The following is an 18,165-nucleotide window of genomic DNA, read 5'->3' on the forward strand; positions in this document are numbered from 1 at the left end:
TCGGGGAGCCCCTCGCCGAACTCCCGGCCACCGCCACCCCGTCCGACCCCGCACCGGCCGCCCCCGGCCCCGCCATGCCCACCGTGCAGCGCCGGGCCGAACCCGCGGGGAGCGGCCCGGCCGCACCGCAGCCCCCGGAGCCGGCCGCCGACGCACCCGTCCAGCGCATGCGCACCCGTGCACCCCTCGGGGAGCCCCTCGCGGGGCTCCCGGCCACCGCCACCCCGTCCAACCCCGCACCGGCCGCCCCCGGCCCGGCCATGCCGACGGTGCAACGCCAGGCCGAACCCGCGGCAGGCGGCCCGGCGGACGAGAAGCCGGTGCGCACCCGCGCACCCCTCGGCGAGCCCCTCGCCGGGCTCCCGGCCACCGCCACCCCGTCCAACCCCGCACCGGCCGCCCCCGGTCCGGCCATGCCCACCGTGCAGCGCCAGGCCGAACCCGCGGCAGGCGGCCCGGCGGCTGAGAAGCCGGTGCGCACCCGCGCGCCCCTCGGTGCGCCGCTCGCCGAACTCCCGCCCACGGCCGTACCCGCCGTGCAGCGTCAGGCAGGACCCTCGGAGCGGAGGGCGCCCCTGCCCTCGATGCCGACGCTTGCCGCCGCGCGGCCTTCGGTGCCGTCCGTCCGGGCGCCCCGGCCGGGCGCGGGCACGGTGCACCGTCGTACCGGCACACCGTCGCGGCCGGTCCCGCTCGTCGCCGCCCGCCCCGTCGGCGGGGCGGGCGCGCCCCGAGCGACGCCCCCGTCCCTCCGACTGCTGGCGGCGCGCCCCCTCACCCTCGGCACCCAGGACGTGGCCGGCCCGGGCGGCGCACCCGCCGCACCCCGTCCGGCGAGCCGCCCCGTGGTCCCGGCGCGCTGGGCCGTCCCGTCCACCACGGCGCCGCAGCAGCCGGTACAGCGAGCCTCGGCACCCGTCGCCCGTACCCCCGCGCCGGGCCCCGCCCCGCGGCCCGCACACGCCGTGCGCCCGGCGCCCGCGGCCGCCGCGGCCCGTGCCACCGCCACCCCCCTGCCCGTGACCGGTCCGTACACGCCCCCGCTGGTGGTCCAGCCGGCGCCCGCCGCTCCGGTCGCCGGATCCGTGCCCGTCGTACGGCCCAGGTCGTCGGCCCCCGCCGTCACCCCGCAGGCGACCGTCCCCGTACCGCCGCCTCCGACCGGCCCGCCGCCCCCGGTGCAGCGCGACACGGGTGGGGGCCGGACCGGCCCCGGCCCCCTCGGCCCGGCCCGCGCCATCCCCGGCGGGACCACGGCCGGCCGGCCGGACGGTGTGCGGGACGCGGCCGCGCACGGCGGCGGCGACCTCGACCTGGACGACCTGGCGCGGCGCCTGCTCGACCCGGTCGCGCGCCTGCTGCGCACCGAGTTGCGGCGCGGCCGGGAACGCGCGGGCAGGCCCTTCGACGGGCGCCGCTGAGGACACGGCGAGAACACGGCTGAGAACACGTACGAACGAGAAACGGACGACGACGGACCCGATGACGGACAACATCTTCGCGACCAGCGTGTTCTTCCGGCTGGCGATCGGCGGCAACGACCTCGGCGCCTTCCACACCTGCTCCGGCATGGGCGCCGAGGTCGAGATGGAGAGCTACGCCGAGGGCGGCAACAACGGCTTCACGTGGCAGCTGCCGGGCCGCGTGACCTGGTCGAACATCACCCTCACCCGGCCCGTCACCGCCGACACGGCGAAGATCGGCCGCTGGCTGGACGAGACGTTGCGGCGGGTCGAACCGAAGGACGGCGAGATCGTGGCGCTGCGGCCCGACCTGAGCCGGATCATCAGCTGGCAGGTGTTCGGGATCGTCCCGGTGCGCTGGCAGGGGCCGTCGTTCGACCCCGCCAACTCCGCCGCGGCCATGGAGACGCTGGAGATCGCCCACCAGGGGCTGCTGCCCTCCTGACCGAACGCCACCCGTTCCCTCCCCGACCCCGACCCCGTACGTCCCCGTCCCGCCGCCCCGGAAGGAAGTCCACGGCATGGCCTCTTCGGCACGCGCCAGCCGCGCCAGGGCCCAGCTCACCCTCAAGGAGCCCCCGGCCTCGGTCGGGGCCAAGCCCGGCGGGACGATCGCCCGCCTCGACCTGCAGTTCAACCCCTCGACCCTGCAGCTGGGCAAGACCACCGAGTGGCGGCGGTCCCCGTCCCGGATGGCGGGTCAGTCGGCGTTGCCCGAATTCGTGGGCAGCGGCCCGCGCACCCTCAGCCTGGAGGTGTTCCTGGACGCCACCGCCACCCACGACAACTCGGTCGAGCAAGCGGTGGAGAAGCTGATGAAGGCGTGCGTGCCGACCCCGGCCAGCCTGGGCCGCAAGAAGCCCGCGAGCCCCTGGGTGCGCTTCGAGTGGGGCAGCGCGCGGACCACTTCCTTCGACGGGGTCCTGTCCAACCTGTCGGTTTCGTACACGCTCTTCGACGTGGACGGGAAGCCGCTGCGGGCCACCTGCTCCCTCTCCATCGAGGAGGCGAGCGTCGACCCGCCCGGCCAGAACCCGACCTCCGGCTCCCGCACCGCCCGCAGCACGCACACCCTGGTGGCGGGCGACAGCCTGGCCATGCTGGCCTGGCGCGAATACGGCGACGCGACGGCCTGGCGGGTCATCGCGGAGGCCAACGGCATAGACGACCCGATGGCACTCGTCCCCGGCACCGAGATCGTGGTGCCGGGCACGCGTGACCAGCACGGCGAGGAGGAACAGCGGTGAGCGGGTCCGAGCCCGGAGGCCGGTCGTTCGCGGCCGACCCCATCGTGGAAGCCGCCGGCGAACTGCCGCAGATCTGGGCGGCGCAGCTCGTCAGCTGCGTCGTCGACGAGAACGTGGGCCTGCCCGACACCGCGGTGCTCACCTACCGCGACCCCGACCACGAGTTCCTGCGCGCCACCGGCATCACCATCGGCACCCCGCTGCGGGTGTCGGTGGCGACCGTGAAGGGACAGGCCCGGGAACGGCTGTTCAACGGCGAGGTCACCGCCCTGGAGATCGACCGGGACCGCACCGGCTCGTTCACCGTCGTACGCGCCTACTCCAAGGCGCACCGCCTCCAGCGCGGCCGCAAGGTCGTCGCGTACCGGAACATGACGGCCGCCGCCATCGTCCGCAAGGTGGCCGCCGGAGCGGGGCTCGCCGTCGGAAAGGTGGAGGCCGCACCGGTCACGTACAAGCAGCTGTCCCAGGCGAACGTCTCCGACTGGGACTTCCTGCAGTACCTCGCCGGCGAGAGCGGCGCCCAGGTACGCGTCGACGACCAGGGGTTGCTCCAGTTCACCCGGCCCGTTAAGGCGTCCGGGGCGCCCGCCCCGTCGACGTCGGCGGTCCGCGACCCGATGGTCCTGGAGTACGGGCGCAACCTCCTCGCCCTGCGGGCCGCGCTGACGGCCGCCGACGGAGCCTCCAAGGTGCAGGTCCGCGGCTGGGACGTGACCACGAAGCGGCCGCTGGTCGCCGAGCACCCCTCCGTCGTCAGCGACACCGTGGTGCCGGGCCTCGGCCCGCAGACCGCCGCACGCTTCGGGGCGGCCGCCGTGTCCGTCACCGACACCCCCTACCGCACCCAGGCCGAGACGACGGCGGTCGCGAAGGCCACGGCCGCCCAGATCAGCTCCGGCTTCGGCGAACTGGAGGCCGTGGCCGAGGGCAACCCGCTGCTGCGGGCCGGCAAACCGGTCGCGCTCGGCAACGTCGGGCAGGCCTTCTCCGGCCGGTACACGGCGACGGCGGTCCAGCACGTCCTGGAGCCGCACGGCGGCTTCCGCACGACCGTGTGGGTCAGCGCCAGCCCCGACCGCTCCCTGACGGGTCTGGTGACCGGCGCCAACGCACCCGGACGGGGTCCTCGCATCCCCGGTCTGGCGATCGGCGTGGTGACGGACGTACGCGAGCCGAACGGCTCCCAACGCGGCGCGGTCCGGCTGAGGTTCCCGTGGCTGGACGACACCTACACCACCGACTGGGTGCGCACCGTCCAGTGGGGCGGCAAGGGCGGCGGCGGGGTCGTCAGCCCCGAGGTCAACGACGAGGTGCTGGTCGGGTTCGAGCAGGGCCTGCTCGACAGCCCGTACGTCATCGGCGGCCTCTACAACGGCGTCGACCAGCCCTCCCCGCACGACGTGCCGCTGATCGACAAGACCAGCGGCAAGGTCAACCGCCGCTCGATCGTGTCGCGTTCGGGCCACCGCGTGGAACTGCTCGACGCGGCGGCGCCCGGTCCCTCCGGGCTGCGGCTGGTGACCGGGGACGAGCGGCTCGAAGTACGCATGGACGACCGCCGGGACCGGATCGAGCTCACCGTGTACGCGGGCCGGGGCCGTCCGCTGACCTCCGTCCTCATGGACAAGAACGGCATCACCCTCGATGCCCGGAAGGGCACCGTGAAGGTGTCCGGCCGGCAGGTCGACATCGACGGCACCGCCGGGGTCAGCATCGGCGGCCGGTCGGTCAAGGTGAACGGAACCGCGGACGTCACCGTCGACGGCGGCCTGCTCGCCGTCCTCAAGGCCCGCCTCATCCGCATCAACTGACCTTGCCCGCACACCTCCCGCATCACGACCACCGTCCCCGAGGAGCATCCGATGCCAGCCGCAGCCCGTACCGGCGACCCCACCAACCACGGTGGCCGGCTCGCCACGCCGCCGCCCGGCGCCGCCGCGGCGGTGGCCACGGTGCTGATCGGCGGCCGGCCCGCCGCCGTCGTGGGCAGCCTGCACGTCTGCGTGGTCCCGCCGCACGCCGCCCTCGGCCCCGCCAACGTGATCGTGCCGAACCCGGCCGCCCTCACCGCGGGAACGGTCCTCATCGGCGGACTCCCCGCAGCCCGGGCCCGCGACCAGACCGCCTGTGGCGCACAGATCCTCACCGGCGCCATGAACGTCCTGATCGGAGGCCTGTGATGAGCGAACGCTTCATCGGCCGCGGCTGGGCGTTCCCCCTGCGGGTCGGTCCGACCGGCGGGATCGCCATGGTCGAACGCGAACGCGAACTGGAAGAGGCCATCCGCCTCGTCCTGGGCACCGCCCCCGGCGAACGGCCCATGCGGCCCGAGTTCGGCTGCGGCATCCACGAGTACGTCTTCGCCCCCGGCGACGGCGACACCGCCGGCCGGGTCGCCCAGCAGGTACGCGAAGCCCTGGAGCGGTGGGAGCCCCGGATCACCGTCGACGACGTCGTCGTCGCCTTCGACGCCGTCGAGGCGGGCACCCTCTACATCGATGTGCACTACACGGTGCGCACCACCAACGACCGGCGCAACCTGGTCTTCCCCTTCTACACGATCCCCTCCGAGGAGGGGGCCGAGGAAATGGTCGCGGACTGATGGCCCTGCCCTCCCCCAACCTGGACGACCGACGGTTCCAGCAGCTCGTCGACGAGGCGAAGCGGTACGTGCAGCAGCGCGCCCCCGAGTGGACCGACCACAACGTCTCCGACCCCGGCGTCACCCTCATCGAGACGTTCGCCTACCTCGTCGACCAGCTCCTGTACCGGCTCAACCGGGTCCCGGACAAGAACTACCTGGCGTTCCTCGACCTGCTGGGCATCCAGCTGTACCCGCCCACGGCCGCCACCGCCGACGTCGACTTCTGGCTGTCGGCCCCCCAGCCCGACACCGTCACCCTGCCCGCGGGCACCGAGGTGTCGACCGAGGTGACCACCGCGGCCGGAGACACCGGGGAAGCCGTGGTCTTCGCCACCACCGACGACCTGCGGATCCTGCCCAGCGAACTGACCAGACTGGTCACCGCGCCCCGCACCGGCGAGCCGGCCGACCGGACCGGCGCGCTCACCGAGGGCCGCGACATACCCTGCTTCCAGGCGACGCCCGAACCCGGCGACGCCCTGCTCTTCGGTCTGCCGACGGCGGTGCCGCGCTGCGTCGTCGCCGTGCGCCTCGACAGCCGCGTCGAAGGCGTCGGCGTCGACCCGCGCCAGCCCCCGCTGGTCTGGGAGGCGTGGGACGGCGGCCGGTGGCGGCGGTGCGCCACCGACTCCGACAGCACCGGCGGCCTGAACCGGCCCGGCGAGATCATCGTGTACGTTCCCGCCGGACACACCGCGTCGGTCATCAGCGGGACCCGCGCCGGCTGGCTGCGCTGCCGGGTCACCGAACCCGAGCCCGGCCAGCCCTTCTACTCCGAGTCCCCGACCGTCCGCGAGGCCGCCGTCTTCACCGTCGGCGGCACCATGGCCGTCGAGCACGCCGAGCGGGTGGGCGAGGTGCCCCTCGGCACGTCGGAGGGCGTCGCCGGGCAGAGCTTCCGCCTCGGCCGGCCGCCCGTACTCCTCGACGGGGAACCCCCGGTGGTGGAGGTTTCCTCCCCCGACGGCTGGCAGCGCTGGGAGATCGTCGAGCACTTCGGCCGCTCCGGCCCCGACGACCGGCACGTCCGCGTGGACGCCACCACCGGCGAGTTCTCCTTCCCGCCCGTGCTGCGCGAGGCCGACGGCAGCCTGCGCCCCTGCGGCGCCGTACCCCCCAAGGGCGCGCAGATCCGCGTGGCCCGCCACCGCACGGGCGGCGGCCCCGCGGGCAACGTCTCGCGCGGCGCGATCTCCGTACTGCGCAGCTCCGTCCCGTACGTCGCCCGGGTCACCAACCGGGAGGCGGCGCGCGGCGGTGTCGCCGGGGAGACCATCGACAACGCCAAGCTGCGGGCCCCCGAGGCCCTGCGCATGCAGGAACGCGCGGTGACGGCCGAGGACTACGAGATCATCGCCCGCCGGGCCGCGCCCTCGGTACGCCGGGTCCGCTGCCTGCCCGCCACCGACGGCGGGCGCGGCGCGGGCTCGGTACGGGTCCTGGTGGTGCCCGACGCGGTCGCCGACGAGGGCGACCGGCTCCGCTTCGAGCAGCTGATCCCCTCCGACCAGGTCCTCGCTACGATCACCGCGACCCTCGACGAACGGCGCCTGATCGGCACCGGCCTCGTCGTGGAACCGCCCGTCTACCAGGGCGTCACCGTCGTCGCCCGGCTGTCGGCACCCGCCGCCGACGCCGACCGGGTGCGCGACGCGGCGCTCGCCGCGCTGTTCCGGCACCTCAACCCGCTGCGCGGCGGGCCCGACGGCGCGGGCTGGCCGTTCGGCCGGCCCGTGCAGTACGGCGAGGTGTTCGGCGTACTGCAACACGCCGTCGGGGACGTCCTGGTGGAGGAGATCCGGCTGTTCGCCGCCGACCCGATCACGGGTCGGCGCGGAGCCCCCGTCGACCGCATCGACATCGGCGCGGGCACGCTCGTCTTCTCCTACCAGCACCAGGTCGTCGTCACCGAGCAGGAGGTGCACGGATGAGCCGGGCCGCCGTACCCGGCCTGCCCAGCCGGCACCCGATCGGCGACCAGCTGCCCGCGCTGTACGCCGACGACGACTTCGCCCAGCGGTTCACGGCGGGCCTGGACACCGTCCTGGCCCCGGTGTTCACGACCCTCGACAACCTGCCCTCGTACTTCGACCCCCGGCTGGCCCCGGCCGACTTCCTCGCCTGGCTGGCCTCCTGGGTCGGCGGCGCGGACGACCCCGACTGGCCGACCGCGCTGCGGCGCGAGGCGGTGGCCCGCGCGGTGGAACTGCACCGGTGGCGCGGCACCCGGCGCGGGCTCGTCGAGGCCCTGCGGCTGGTCCTCGGCGTGTCCGCCGACGTCAGCGGGGACGGCGCGGCCGTCTGGTCCCGCACGGCCGGCACCGAGCCGACACCGACGGCTGCCGGGGAGGTCCTCGTACGGGTGTGGCCGCGCGGCGGCGGGCCGGGCACCGCGCCCGAGGTGGACGCGGACCGGGTCCGCGCGCTGGTCCGCGCCCTGTGCCCCGTCCACACGCTCTGCCGGGTGGAGATCCTGCCCGGCCCGCCCGCGACCGAAGGGAGCTGACACCGATGCGCACGTGCCCCGCCTGCGGATCGCCCACCGCCCCGACGGAAGACTTCTGCCCCCACTGCGGCGCCTACCTCAACTGGTCGTCCCCCACCCCCCGCGCACCCCGGACCGCCCCGCACCGCCCGGAGGACGACACGCCCCCGGAGCCCACCCCTCGGCCGGGGGCGCCCCGCCAGGAGCAGAACGGCCCGCCCCGGGCCGCGACGGCTGGGGACGGCGCGCCCCGGGAGGACACCCACCAGGAGGACACCCCCCGGGGCGACGCGCCCCGGCAGAACACGGGCCGGAACGGAACAGCCGGGGACGGCGCCCACCAGGGGGCCACCCCTCGGGCCGACGTACCCCGGAGCGGCACGCCCCGGACCGGCGCCCCTCGGCAGGACACGGCCCGGGAAGACACGTCCCGGGAGGTCACCGCCCATGGGGCCACGGCCCAGGAGGCCACCGCCCATGGGGCGCCGCCCCCGGGCGGGACGGCCCGGGAAACCGCCACGCCGGGCGGAACGGCCCGACAGGGCACTGCCCCGGGCGGGACGGCCCGGCAGGACACGGCCCAGGAGGCGACTCCTCCGGGCGGAACGCCCCGGCAGGGCATGCCCGGCGAAGCCGCCGCCCCGGGCGGAACGCCCCACGGGGGCACGGCCGAAGAAGCCGCCCCGCAGGGCAAGGCACCCGGAGCCCAGAGCCGACCGCCCCGGCAGGAGATGCCCGGCGAAGCCGCCGCCCCGGGCGGAACGCCCCACGGGGGCACGGCCGAGGAGGTTGCTCCCCGGGGCCGGACGGCCCGGGAGGCCGACCCTCACGGCGGCACTCCCCCCCGGCCCGCTGCCCAAGAGGCCGACGCCCGGGACGGCACGGTCCCGGAACGGGACGGCTCCCCCGCCTCCCCCACGAGCACCGCGGTGGAGCCCGGCGGGCCCGCGACCGCCACCGCGAACCGGTGGCTGTTTTGGCTGCGCAGGCGACCCGACCCGCCCGCACCCGCCGACACCGGAACCGACCCGGAAGCCGGCACGCCGGACCGGGCCGCAAACGCACCCGCACCCTCAGCAGCCCGGGCCCGCGGCCCGGAACCCGCGGCCGGCCCCGACCCGGCGGCGGACGCCCCCACGCCGGGCCGGGCCGCCGGCCCCGAGCCGGTGGCGCCCGCGCGGGCGGCGGGGCGGGGCCGCAGCCCGGAACACGCAGCCGACCCCCAGCCGGTGGCACCCGGGTCCGCGGCGGGGGCCCGGGACGGGGCCGGGCCGGCGGCCTCCCCCGCTCCCGTGCTGCCCGGCGTGCCCGTCGCGCCGCGGCCCGCCGTGCGGCCGCTCGCGGTGAGCGACGACGTCGCCGGCGTGCCGTGCCCGGCCTGCGGGACGCCCAACCCGCCGGACCGCCGTTTCTGCCGCCGCTGCGCGGCTCCGCTGACGCCCTCCACCACCGCGGCACCCCTGCCGTGGTGGCGCACGGTCTGGCCGTTCCGCCGCCGCACACGGGCCGGCTCCGGCCGCCTGGTCCGCTTCCTGGTGGTCCTGACCGTCGTACTGGCCCTGTGCGCGGCCGGGTTCCTGCTGCTGCCCGCCGGACGCCACCTGGTGCAGGACACCCTGGACAAGCTCGGCAAGGCCAAGGCCGTCACCCCGGCCCGCGCCCTGGCGAGCGCCGAACTCCCCGGGCACCCCGTGGGCCAGAGCACGGACGGCCTCAGCAACCGCTACTGGGCCGCGCCCGGCCCCGGCGCCTCGGCGACGTACACCTTCGGCAAGCCGTTCCGCCTGGTCGCGGTGATCATCACCAACGGCGCCTCGCCCGCCCCCGAGGAGTACGCGAAGCAGGGCCGGGCGCTGCGGATCGACATGGAGGTGACGGACCGGAACGGCGCCACGGTCCACAAGGCGCTCGTCCTCAGCGACAAGCCTGGCCCGCAGACGTTCCCCACCGGCATCAGCGATGTCGCGACGGTCCGGCTGACCCTCCAGGAACCCGCCGGTTCGGCGCCGGAGCACCGTCTCGCCCTGGCGGAGGTGGAGTTCTTCCAGCGCAGCTGAAGCACCGCCGGCGCGACGCCGCCCCGCCTACACGCCCGCGCGGAGCGTCTCGGCGGGCAGGATGCGGGCGGCCGCCAGGGCCGGGTACAGCCCTGCGGCCAGCCCCACCACGAGGCCCACCAGCGGCCCCGCCGTCGTCAGGGCGGGGTCGAGGACCACCAGCCAGTTCTTGGCCAGGCAGGTCACGGCGGTGATCTGGATGCCCAGGACCGTGCCGACGACACCGCCGACGAGCCCGACCAGACCGCTCTCGATGCAGAACTGCCCGGCGACCGCCCGCCGGGAGGCGCCCAGGGCACGGCGCAGGCCGATCTCGGAGCGCCGCTCCAGGACGGACACGTAGGCGGTGTTGCTGACACCCAGCGCACCCACGCCCAGGGAGACGGCGGCCAGGCCCAGGAACAGGGCGCGGGTCTGCGACTCGACGCCCTGGCGCAGGGACCGGGGGTCCGGCGGCACCAGCGCGACGAGCTTGTCCGGTGCGCCCGGGGCCAGGGCGAAGGGGGCCTCGGTGCCGATCTGGTCGGCGGCCCCCAGATCCGTACGGATGATCATTTCGGCGGGGGCGAAGCCCAGCCCGGCCGGGTCCTGGAGGGCGGCCCAGTAGGGGACGACGACGGAGCCGGTGAGGTCGGTGTCGCCGGCCGGGGCGCGGAAGACGCCGAGCACGCTGAACGCGACACCGTTGACGTGGATCACAGAGTTGCCGGCCCCGCCGTCGACGGTCAGCCGGGACGCGGCGGCCGTGTCGATCAGGGCCACCCGCTCCCGCCGCGCGTCGTGTCCGGTGTCGAACCACCGGCCCTCGGTGAGCTCGGCCGACATGGCCAGCAGTGCGTCGGGCTGCGCGGCCAGGACCGTCCCCTCGGGCAGGTCGTTCGATCCGCCCGACGGCAGCCGGGAGACCACCGGTTGTTCACCGGCCTTGCTGACGAGGCCCGCGGTGCGGACTCCGTTGAGGCCGCGTACCCGCTGGGCGTCGCCGCCGTCGGGCCGGGGCCGGACCCCGGCGACGGGTTCCGACGGGTACTTGACCGTCACCCGGGTCGCCTTGAGGGCGTCGAACTGGTCGGAGACGGCGCCGGCCGCGCTGGCGGTGATGCCCAGCGTGGCGAGTGCCGCGGCCAGCCCGACGGAGATGCCCACCATCGTCAGCAGGGTGCGGAACCTGCGGCCGAACAGCGCGAGGAACGCCTGGACGAGCAGGTCCGCGGCGGACGTCCGGGGGGCCGCGGGCGCCTTCCCCTCCGCGTCCGCCGTCACCTCCGCGGACGGCTCACGCGTCCTGCGGCTACGAAACACGGCCGTCCACCACCTTGAAGACGCGGTCGGCGCGGGCCGCCACGTCGGGTTCGTGCGTGACCACGACGACGGCCCGGTCCTGCGCCACCAGTCCGGTCAGCAGGTCCATGACGCGGGCGGAGTTGGCGGTGTCCAGGTTGCCGGTCGGCTCGTCACACAGCACGACGGCGGGCCGGTGGACGATCGCCCGTGCGACCGCGACCCGCTGCCGCTCCCCGCCGGACAGGGTGGTGGGCCGGACGTCGAGGCGGTGCCCGAGGCCCACGGATTCCAGGGCGGCGACGGCCTGCGGCCGCCGACGGGCGCGGGGCACGCCGAGGTGCACGAGCGGCAGGGCCACGTTCTGTACGCAGGTGAGGTGCGGGACCAGGTGGAAGGCCTGGAAGACGAAGCCGAGCGTCGAGGCGCGCAGCGCGGTGCGGGCCCGTTCGGACAGGTCGGTGGCGTCCTTGCCCTGCAGCAGGTAGCGGCCGCGGGTGGGGACGTCGAGCAGTCCGAGCACGCTCAGCAGCGTGGACTTCCCCGAGCCGGAGGGGCCGACGATCGCGGCGAGCCGGCCGGGCCGGATGTCGAGCGTGACGTCGGTGAGCGCGTGCACGGGCGGCGGCCCCGGGTACGTCTTGCCGATGCCGGCCATCTCGATGACGGGGGCCGGGTCGACCGCCGGACCGACAGCCTGGTCCACCGCCGGGCCGCCGGCCGGACCGGCCGCCGGGTCAGTCATCGGTGCCCCCTTCGGAGCCGTCCGCCGCCTTTCCACGGCGCACGAGGACGACCGTCTCGCCGGCTCCGAGGTTCGCGTCGAGCGCGGTGACCGCGGTGAGCCCCTCATGGGTGAACAGCACCTCGACGGGGACGTTGCGCTCCTTGCCGGCGTCGGTGACGGTGACCGTGGACCCGCCGCCGAGGTCGGTCCACACGGCCGACACCGGAACGGTCAGCGCGCCCTTGGGGCTGCGCCGCAGCTCCACGCTGATCTGCTGGACCGCGCCTTCCTCGGCCTCCGCGCCGCTGGGGACGAACAGCGCCTCGTGCTGACCCGCGCCACCACCGCCGCTGCCGCCGCTGCCGGTTCCCGCGCCCGCGGTACCGGCGTCACCCGCGGCGCCGGACGTGCCTGCGCCGTCCCGTCCGCCGGTCTTCGCGTTGCCCTGCTGGTCGCCGCTCTTGGCGTCGGCCGGGCCGGCGAGGGAGCCCAGGCTGCCCTCCCTGCCCTCGTAGGGGCCGGTGCCGAAGCGGATGACCGCGTCGTTCGGCAGATCGCGCAGCCGGGTGCGCTGGTCCGCGGTGAGGGCCGCCCGCACCTGGCGGCCGCCGCTGCCGAGGACGACGAGCGGCTTGTCGGCCGCGTCCCCGACCGCCGCGGTGACCTGCACCACCGTGGCGGGAAGGGTGCTGACGTACGCGACCTCCGCGGCCGGGAGCAGCTCCCCGGCCTTGGCGGGTCCGGAGGCGGGCGGCGCGTCGGAACCGCGGGCGGGCGGCGCGCTCACGCCTCCCTTGGTACCGGGGGCCGCGCCCGTGCCGCCGTCGGTCTCCGCGCCGCCGCGGGGGGCGCTGCCGCCGGCGGACGCGCCGGACGGGGCACCGCCCCCGCTCGCACCGCCGCCGCCCTGGCTCTGGCCCTGCCCGGAGGGCGCCTCGTACCCGGCCGCCGCGTACAGCTTGCGCACCGCCTCGACGGTGGCCGGACCGTACGTGCCGTTCACGGCGGTCCCGTACAACGGCTGCAGCGCGCGCTGCAGTTGCTGTACGTCCGGACCCTTGTCGCCCGCCTTCAGGTCCCGGTAGGCGGGGAAACGCCCCGGGAGCAGCAGGACCGGCCGGCCCGACACCTCGGCGACGACCGCGCCGGCCTTGAGGGTCTTGCCCATGGCCGCGGGCAGGCCCGTCACGACCGCGCGGCTGGTGCCCTGCGGTTGGACGCCGGCGATGGTCGTCCGTGAGGCCGTCTCGACCTTCCCGGTCAGTTCCATCTTCTCGACGAGCTGCTGGTCGGAGACCTTCCCCGTGATCCGGGAGGGCGGCGGCGCCGCCGCGTTCGCGGCACGCTGCTCGGGTGTTCTGGCCTGGGACGCGATCCACCAGACCGATCCGGAACTTCCGAACAGCACGACGACGACGGCGGCGATGACGAGGGCCCTCCTGGACCTGTGCCGTGCCCGCCCGCCGGACGGCTCGGCCGCCTGGGGCCCCTCGGGGCGTTCGAGGCTCATCACGGTGTTACGACGTCTCCCGCAGTAGTTCCTGTGCCTTGGCCTTGGCTTTCGTGATGAGTTCCAGCCATGCGGTGATCTCCGCTTCGTGCTTCACCAGCGAATCGGCGGACGCCTTGCTCTTCGCCTCCCGCGCCTTCGTGTTGAGCCCGACCTTCGTACCGCAATCGGCATCGGTGGTGGCCTGCTTGATCTCGGCGCGCTGCGCATTGTCGAGCGCGGCGGTATCACCGTCCGGAACATTCGCATAATGCGAAAGCGCCGCCTCCCTGGCCTTCTCGGGAGTCGGAATCTCCGGATAGCCGCCGGCCTTCATGCAGGAGGCCCATTCGGACAACGCCTTCTGATATGCGTCGTCGTCGCCGAGAATGCGCGCGCTGTCCTGTTTCACGGTGTTGTACACCGTCCAGTTGAGCCGCAGGTATTCCTTCACGTCCCCGTACACGGCCTTGAGGGTCTCGCCGCGGCAGCCCTTCGACGGCACCATGACCTTGCCGCCGCCGAAGTCGAACTCGACCCCGCCCTCGGGCTTGTCGACGTAGCCGTCCATGGCCATGCTGTGGGCCCGCTTGACGTCCTCGGGCAGCGCGTCGAAGTCGTCGCCGACCTCCTGGGCCTTCTGGTTCTCCGACCGGCGCGGGTCCGCGCCGTAGCCCACGGTGCGCGCGGTCTCGGGGGTCGGGGTGAGGTCCTCGCTGCGCTTCTTGCCCTTGTTGCTGTTGGCGCCGTCGGACGGGAAGACCTTGAAGCCCTGGTCGTTCATGCACTTGCGGATCAGCTTGGTCTCGGCGTCACGCTCCTGCTCCAGCGCCTCGTTGGCGCTGTCGAGCGCGGCCTGGGCCCTGCGGGCCGTCTCCATGTCCTTGGGGGACTCCTCCGAGCAGGCGGAGGCGGAGCCCGTCAACACCGCCACCACCGCGATCGCCGTCACAACCCGGGTGCGCTTGTTCAATGTCCGTGTCCTCCGGAGGGTGCGGCCGGGCCGCCCCCGCGCTGCGGGGGCGGCCCGGCCTTCGAGCGATGGTCAGCAGCGGGAGCCGTCGTTCAGCGTGTTGCTCGCACCATCGTCGTTGGCGTCCCAGTAGTAGTTCACGGAACCGCCGGGAATGAGACAGATTTCGACGCCCAGCGACATCCAGCGACCGCCGTAGGTCTTGGACGACTGACCGCGCCGGTTCCACCAGGAGCTGTCGGCCTCGTAGACGGCCGGCATGTCGATGTCCCAGCGCGCGGACTCGTACTTCGTCCGGTACATCGAGTTGTTGGTGGAGTAGTCCCGGTCCTTGTAGATGCAGAAATTGCCGTCGTAGCAGGTACGGTCCACGGCCGATGCGGACGGCGCCGCGGCGACGACGCCGGCGACGGCCGCCATCGCGATGAATCCGGCCGAAATCCTCTTACTGAGCACTCGTTACTCCCCCTCGTCGGGTGGTGACTGATGCAGTGAGAGGGCAGGGCAGCCGAAGCCCTTCCCCCCGGTCGGCTGAGAGCCAGGCTAGGCCACGCCGATCGGAAGTCAAAGGTCAATTCCCTTTGCAGCAGGGATTGTTGACGCTTGGAATTGATCATTCAGTGTTCGATATCCACCCCGGGCGGCCCTCCATTTAGGCGCGCCGCACGCGCTTCGGCCGGGGACCCGGCGCAGGTCAGCCACACCCGGGGCGCGGCGGGGCACCACGGGCGGACACTGTCCGGATCCGCACCACCCGGACGAGCCGCGAACGCGGGCAAGAAAATCCCGGCGCCCGACGGCACCCGGCGGCGCCCGTCACACCGTGGAACCGTCCCCTGACGTGCAGTCATGGCCCGCCGCTGTCCGTAGGGTGGCTCCATGGAGGAGACACGTGTACGCCTGGAGCCCTGGTCCGCCGCAGACTTCCCCCTGCTGGAGCGAGCGAACGAACCGGCCATGACGGAGCACCTCGGCGGCCCAGAGTCCGCCGAGAAGCTCCGCGACCGCCAGCACCGCTACGAGGCCCTGAGCGCGCGGGAGCCCTCCGCAGGGCGGATGTTCCGCGTGGTCCTGGAAGCCACCGGCGAGAGCGTCGGCTCCATCGGCTTCTGGGAACGGGAATGGCGGGGCGAGCCCGTCTACGAGGCCGGCTGGGGCATCCTGCCCGAGTTCCAGGGCCGCGGACTGGCCGTGGCGGCCCTCACCGAACTCCTCGCCCACGTACGGGCCCACGGCAACCGCGCCGACCTGCACGCCTTCCCGGGAACCGACCACCCCGCCTCCAACGCCGTCTGCCGGCGCGCCGGGTTCCAATGCCTGGGCGAGGTCGACTTCGAGTACCCGCCCGGCGTGCCCCACCCGAGCCTCGACTGGCGCCACCGGGTGGGGCCGGTCCCGGTCACGCCGTCAGGATGATCCGGCCGCGCACACCCGGCGTCGCCAGCCGCTCGTGCGCCTTCGCCGCCTCGGCGAGCGGGAAGACCTCCGCGACCCGCAGCGTCAGTGCCCCCTCCTCGACGAGGGACACCAGACGGGCCAGCAGTTCCCCGTCCGCGGCAACCTCCTGCTCCTCGACCCGGATGCCGCGCTCCGCCGCCGGGGCGTGGTTCGGGATCAGGCCGACGTAGACCCCGCCGTCACGGACGAGGGCCAGCGCGTCCCCGCCCAGGACGGCCGCGTCCAGGGCCCCGTCCACCGGCCCGGCCGGAGCCCCGCCGCGCGGGACGAAGGCGGCCGCGCCCAGCGACCGTACGAGCTCCTCGTCGTCCGGCCCCGCCAGGGCCGTCACCACCAGACCGGCCCGCGCGGCGAGCTGCACCGCCAGACCGCCGACCACCCCAGCGGCGCCGGTGACCAGCACCGACGAGCCGGGGGCGAGCCCCAGCTGGTCCACCGCGCGGGCCGCGGTCAGACCGGCCAGCGGCAGCGCCGCGGCGGCCGGGACGTCCACCCCGGCCGGCGCGGCGGCCAGGGCGCCGGCGTCGAGCACCGCGTACTCGGCGTGCGTGCCCAGCGGCTTCACCGTGCCGTAGTGCAGGCCCACCACCCGGTCCCCGCGGCTCCAGCCGGTCACCCCCGGGCCGGTCTCGTCGATCTCCCCCGCGACGTCCCAGCCGAGACCGAGCCGCTCGCCCGCGCCGCCGAAGATCCCGGAGCGGACCCCGGCATCCACCGGATTGAGCCCGGCGGCCGCCACCCGGACCCTGACCTGTCCCGCCGCCGGGCGCGGCACCGGCACCTCGGCCAGTTCGACCCGCTCCGGGCCACCGAACCCGTTCACCACGGCCGCGACCATCGTCCGTACCGTCTGCTCGCTCATCGTTCTCCCCGTTCCGTCGTCTTCGGTCGTTCCGATGACCACTAACCTAGGGAGAGGTACTCTCCTTTCGTAAGTACGTACTCGAAGGTGCGTACCCGACCCGGAAGTGGGTGCCCCATGGCCACCAGCACCGCCGCGGCCCGCCGCGAGGAAGCCCGTTCCGCCTACGACGCCTTCCTCAAGGAGTGCCCCACCGGCCAGCTCCTCGCCCGCATCAGCGACAAGTGGGTCGGCCTCGTCGTCAGCGCCCTCGGCGAGGCCGACGACCGCTCCCTGCGCTACAGCGACCTCGGCCGCAGGATCCCCGGCGTCAGCCAGAAGATGCTCACCCAGACCCTGCGCTCCCTCGAGCGCGACGGCCTCGTCACCCGCCACGTCACCCCCACCGTCCCCGTCCGCGTCGACTACCGGCTCACCGACCTCGGCAGCAGCCTCGGCTGCCTCCTCTCCTCCGTGAAGGACTGGGCCGAGAACCACTTCGACGAGGTCAGCGCCCACCGGGACACCTACGACCGGGCCGCCGCGACCTCCTGAAATCAGGGGCGGCCGGCCACCCCGCAATGGCATGCTGACAGGGTGAACGGACCCGGCATTCAGCTCACCCTCGCCCCCGAACTGCGCCTCTTCGCCCCGCCCAGCCGGCGCGCGGACCGCGTACCGACCGCGACGGACGGCGCCTCCAGCCTCGGCCACGTCGTCGAATCCGCCGGAGTCCCCCTCACCGAGGTCGGCCGCCTCCTCGTCGACGGCCACGAGGTCCCCGTCTCCTACGTGCCCAGGGACGGCCAGAGCGTCGAGGTCCTCGGCGTCGAGCGCCCCCAGCACGTCCCCGGCGCCCCGCTCCGCTTCCTCCTCGACGTCCACCTCGGCACGCTCGCCCGCCGCCTGCGCCTGCTCGGCGTCGACGCCGCGTACGAGAACGAGGACATCGGCGACCCCGCCCTGGCCACCCGCTCCGCCACCGAACAGCGCGTCCTGCTCTCCCGCGACCGCGGCCTGCTCCGCCGCCGCGAGATCTTCGCCGGCGCGTACGTCTACAGCGACAACCCCGACGAGCAACTGCGCGACGTACTCGGCCGCTTCGCCCCCGCCCTCGCCCCGTGGACCCGCTGCACCGCCTGCAACGGCCCCCTCCACGAAGCCGACAAGGAGAGCGTCGGCGACCGCCTGGAACACGGCACGCACCGCTCCTACGACGTCTTCGCCCAATGCGCCGCATGCGAACGCGTCTACTGGCGCGGCGCCCACCACGCCCGCCTGGAGCGCATCGTCGACGAGGCACTCGTCGAATTCGGCACCGCCTGACGGGCATCAACCGGACCGGGGACCGGACGTGCGGGCGGAGGCCCGAGGCCGGGCGGGGGCCAGAGGTCGGAGCCGGGGCCGGGCATGCGGACCGGGACCGGGCGTGCGGACCGGGACCCGGAACCGGCGGGAGCGACACCGCCCGCCCGCCCCGTCCCGGTCCCCCGGCCC

General features: G+C 74.9%; 17 protein-coding genes and 1 pseudogene. 12 read left to right on the plus strand and 6 right to left on the minus strand.

All coding sequences use genetic code 11. The features are described 5' to 3' along the window. The 9 genes and pseudogenes from IH80_RS0135795 to IH80_RS46580 form a co-directional block, all read left to right on the plus strand. Nucleotides 1–1,421: pseudogene (locus IH80_RS0135795) on the plus strand (hypothetical protein); the annotation flags it as partial. Nucleotides 1,422–1,482: 61 nt separating this feature from the next. Next, the gene (locus IH80_RS0135800; RefSeq protein WP_030965994.1) at nucleotides 1,483–1,908 is read left to right on the plus strand and encodes a phage tail protein; all 426 of its coding nucleotides are present in this window, start codon (nucleotides 1,483–1,485) and stop codon (nucleotides 1,906–1,908) included. A 76-nt stretch (nucleotides 1,909–1,984) separates the two neighbouring features. Further along, a complete protein-coding gene (locus tag IH80_RS0135805; RefSeq protein ID WP_030965995.1) occupies nucleotides 1,985–2,710 on the plus strand; it encodes a LysM peptidoglycan-binding domain-containing protein in 726 nt (241 codons plus the stop codon). Beyond that, nucleotides 2,707–4,524: a VgrG-related protein gene (locus IH80_RS0135810; protein WP_030965997.1), complete on the plus strand. Its 1,818-nt coding sequence runs from the start codon at nucleotides 2,707–2,709 to the stop codon at nucleotides 4,522–4,524. Before IH80_RS0135805 ends, IH80_RS0135810 begins: the two co-directional genes overlap by 4 nt. A gap of 51 nt (nucleotides 4,525–4,575) precedes the next feature. Then, the gene (locus IH80_RS0135815) at nucleotides 4,576–4,893 is read left to right on the plus strand and encodes a PAAR domain-containing protein (RefSeq protein ID WP_030965998.1); all 318 of its coding nucleotides are present in this window, start codon (nucleotides 4,576–4,578) and stop codon (nucleotides 4,891–4,893) included. Then, entirely contained in the window at nucleotides 4,893–5,315 is a 423-nt protein-coding gene (locus IH80_RS0135820) for a GPW/gp25 family protein (RefSeq protein ID WP_030664125.1), read from the plus strand. The genes IH80_RS0135815 and IH80_RS0135820 overlap by 1 nt, the downstream gene beginning before the upstream one ends. Beyond that, nucleotides 5,315–7,288, plus strand: a complete 1,974-nt coding sequence (locus tag IH80_RS0135825) for a putative baseplate assembly protein (protein WP_030965999.1) — start codon at nucleotides 5,315–5,317, stop codon at nucleotides 7,286–7,288. The genes IH80_RS0135820 and IH80_RS0135825 overlap by 1 nt, the downstream gene beginning before the upstream one ends. Continuing rightward, nucleotides 7,285–7,863 (plus strand): phage tail protein, encoded by a 579-nt coding sequence (locus tag IH80_RS0135830; RefSeq protein WP_030966000.1) that lies wholly within the window; start codon nucleotides 7,285–7,287, stop codon nucleotides 7,861–7,863. Before IH80_RS0135825 ends, IH80_RS0135830 begins: the two co-directional genes overlap by 4 nt. A 599-nt stretch (nucleotides 7,864–8,462) precedes the next feature. Further along, on the plus strand, nucleotides 8,463–9,899 hold the full coding sequence (locus tag IH80_RS46580) for an NADase-type glycan-binding domain-containing protein (protein WP_234432500.1): 1,437 nt from the start codon (nucleotides 8,463–8,465) through the stop codon (nucleotides 9,897–9,899). Between the two features lie 27 nt (nucleotides 9,900–9,926). Here IH80_RS46580 and IH80_RS0135840 read toward each other — a convergent pair whose 3' ends face one another. The 5 genes from IH80_RS0135840 to IH80_RS0135860 all read right to left on the minus strand — a co-directional run bounded on the left by IH80_RS0135840 (nucleotide 9,927) and on the right by IH80_RS0135860 (nucleotide 14,825). Next, nucleotides 9,927–11,201: an ABC transporter permease gene (locus IH80_RS0135840; RefSeq protein ID WP_158943790.1), complete on the minus strand. Its 1,275-nt coding sequence runs from the start codon at nucleotides 11,199–11,201 to the stop codon at nucleotides 9,927–9,929. Then, on the minus strand, nucleotides 11,191–11,925 hold the full coding sequence (locus tag IH80_RS0135845) for an ABC transporter ATP-binding protein (protein ID WP_078906914.1): 735 nt from the start codon (nucleotides 11,923–11,925) through the stop codon (nucleotides 11,191–11,193). The genes IH80_RS0135840 and IH80_RS0135845 overlap by 11 nt, the downstream gene beginning before the upstream one ends. Next, nucleotides 11,918–13,417, minus strand: coding sequence for a peptidoglycan-binding domain-containing protein (locus tag IH80_RS0135850; protein WP_030966004.1), 1,500 nt, complete (start codon nucleotides 13,415–13,417; stop codon nucleotides 11,918–11,920). Before IH80_RS0135850 ends, IH80_RS0135845 begins: the two co-directional genes overlap by 8 nt. Before the next feature lie 7 nt (nucleotides 13,418–13,424). After that, nucleotides 13,425–14,369 (minus strand): hypothetical protein, encoded by a 945-nt coding sequence (locus IH80_RS0135855; RefSeq protein ID WP_158943792.1) that lies wholly within the window; start codon nucleotides 14,367–14,369, stop codon nucleotides 13,425–13,427. Between the two features lie 72 nt (nucleotides 14,370–14,441). Beyond that, nucleotides 14,442–14,825, minus strand: a complete 384-nt coding sequence (locus IH80_RS0135860) for a peptidase inhibitor family I36 protein (RefSeq protein ID WP_158879852.1) — start codon at nucleotides 14,823–14,825, stop codon at nucleotides 14,442–14,444. 423 nt (nucleotides 14,826–15,248) lie between these two features. On the opposite strand from IH80_RS0135860, the gene IH80_RS0135865 reads away from it, so the two are divergent. Beyond that, complete coding sequence (locus IH80_RS0135865; protein ID WP_030966006.1) at nucleotides 15,249–15,785, plus strand: GNAT family N-acetyltransferase; 537 nt, start codon at nucleotides 15,249–15,251, stop codon at nucleotides 15,783–15,785. Here the strand turns inward: IH80_RS0135865 and IH80_RS0135870 are convergent. Continuing rightward, nucleotides 15,769–16,665: an NADP-dependent oxidoreductase gene (locus IH80_RS0135870; protein ID WP_030966007.1), complete on the minus strand. Its 897-nt coding sequence runs from the start codon at nucleotides 16,663–16,665 to the stop codon at nucleotides 15,769–15,771. The genes IH80_RS0135865 and IH80_RS0135870 overlap by 17 nt on opposite strands. A gap of 141 nt (nucleotides 16,666–16,806) precedes the next feature. Here IH80_RS0135870 and IH80_RS0135875 point away from each other — a divergent pair, with 141 nt between their 5' ends. Then, nucleotides 16,807–17,223, plus strand: coding sequence for a winged helix-turn-helix transcriptional regulator (locus tag IH80_RS0135875; RefSeq protein ID WP_030966008.1), 417 nt, complete (start codon nucleotides 16,807–16,809; stop codon nucleotides 17,221–17,223). Nucleotides 17,224–17,265: 42 nt separating this feature from the next. Further along, a complete protein-coding gene (locus tag IH80_RS0135880) occupies nucleotides 17,266–17,994 on the plus strand; it encodes a Mut7-C RNAse domain-containing protein (protein ID WP_030966009.1) in 729 nt (242 codons plus the stop codon). Nucleotides 17,995–18,165: the final 171 nt, after the last annotated feature.

It is taken from the genome of Streptomyces sp. NRRL S-378, from assembly GCF_000720645.1.
GTDB lineage: Bacteria > Actinomycetota > Actinomycetes > Streptomycetales > Streptomycetaceae > Streptomyces.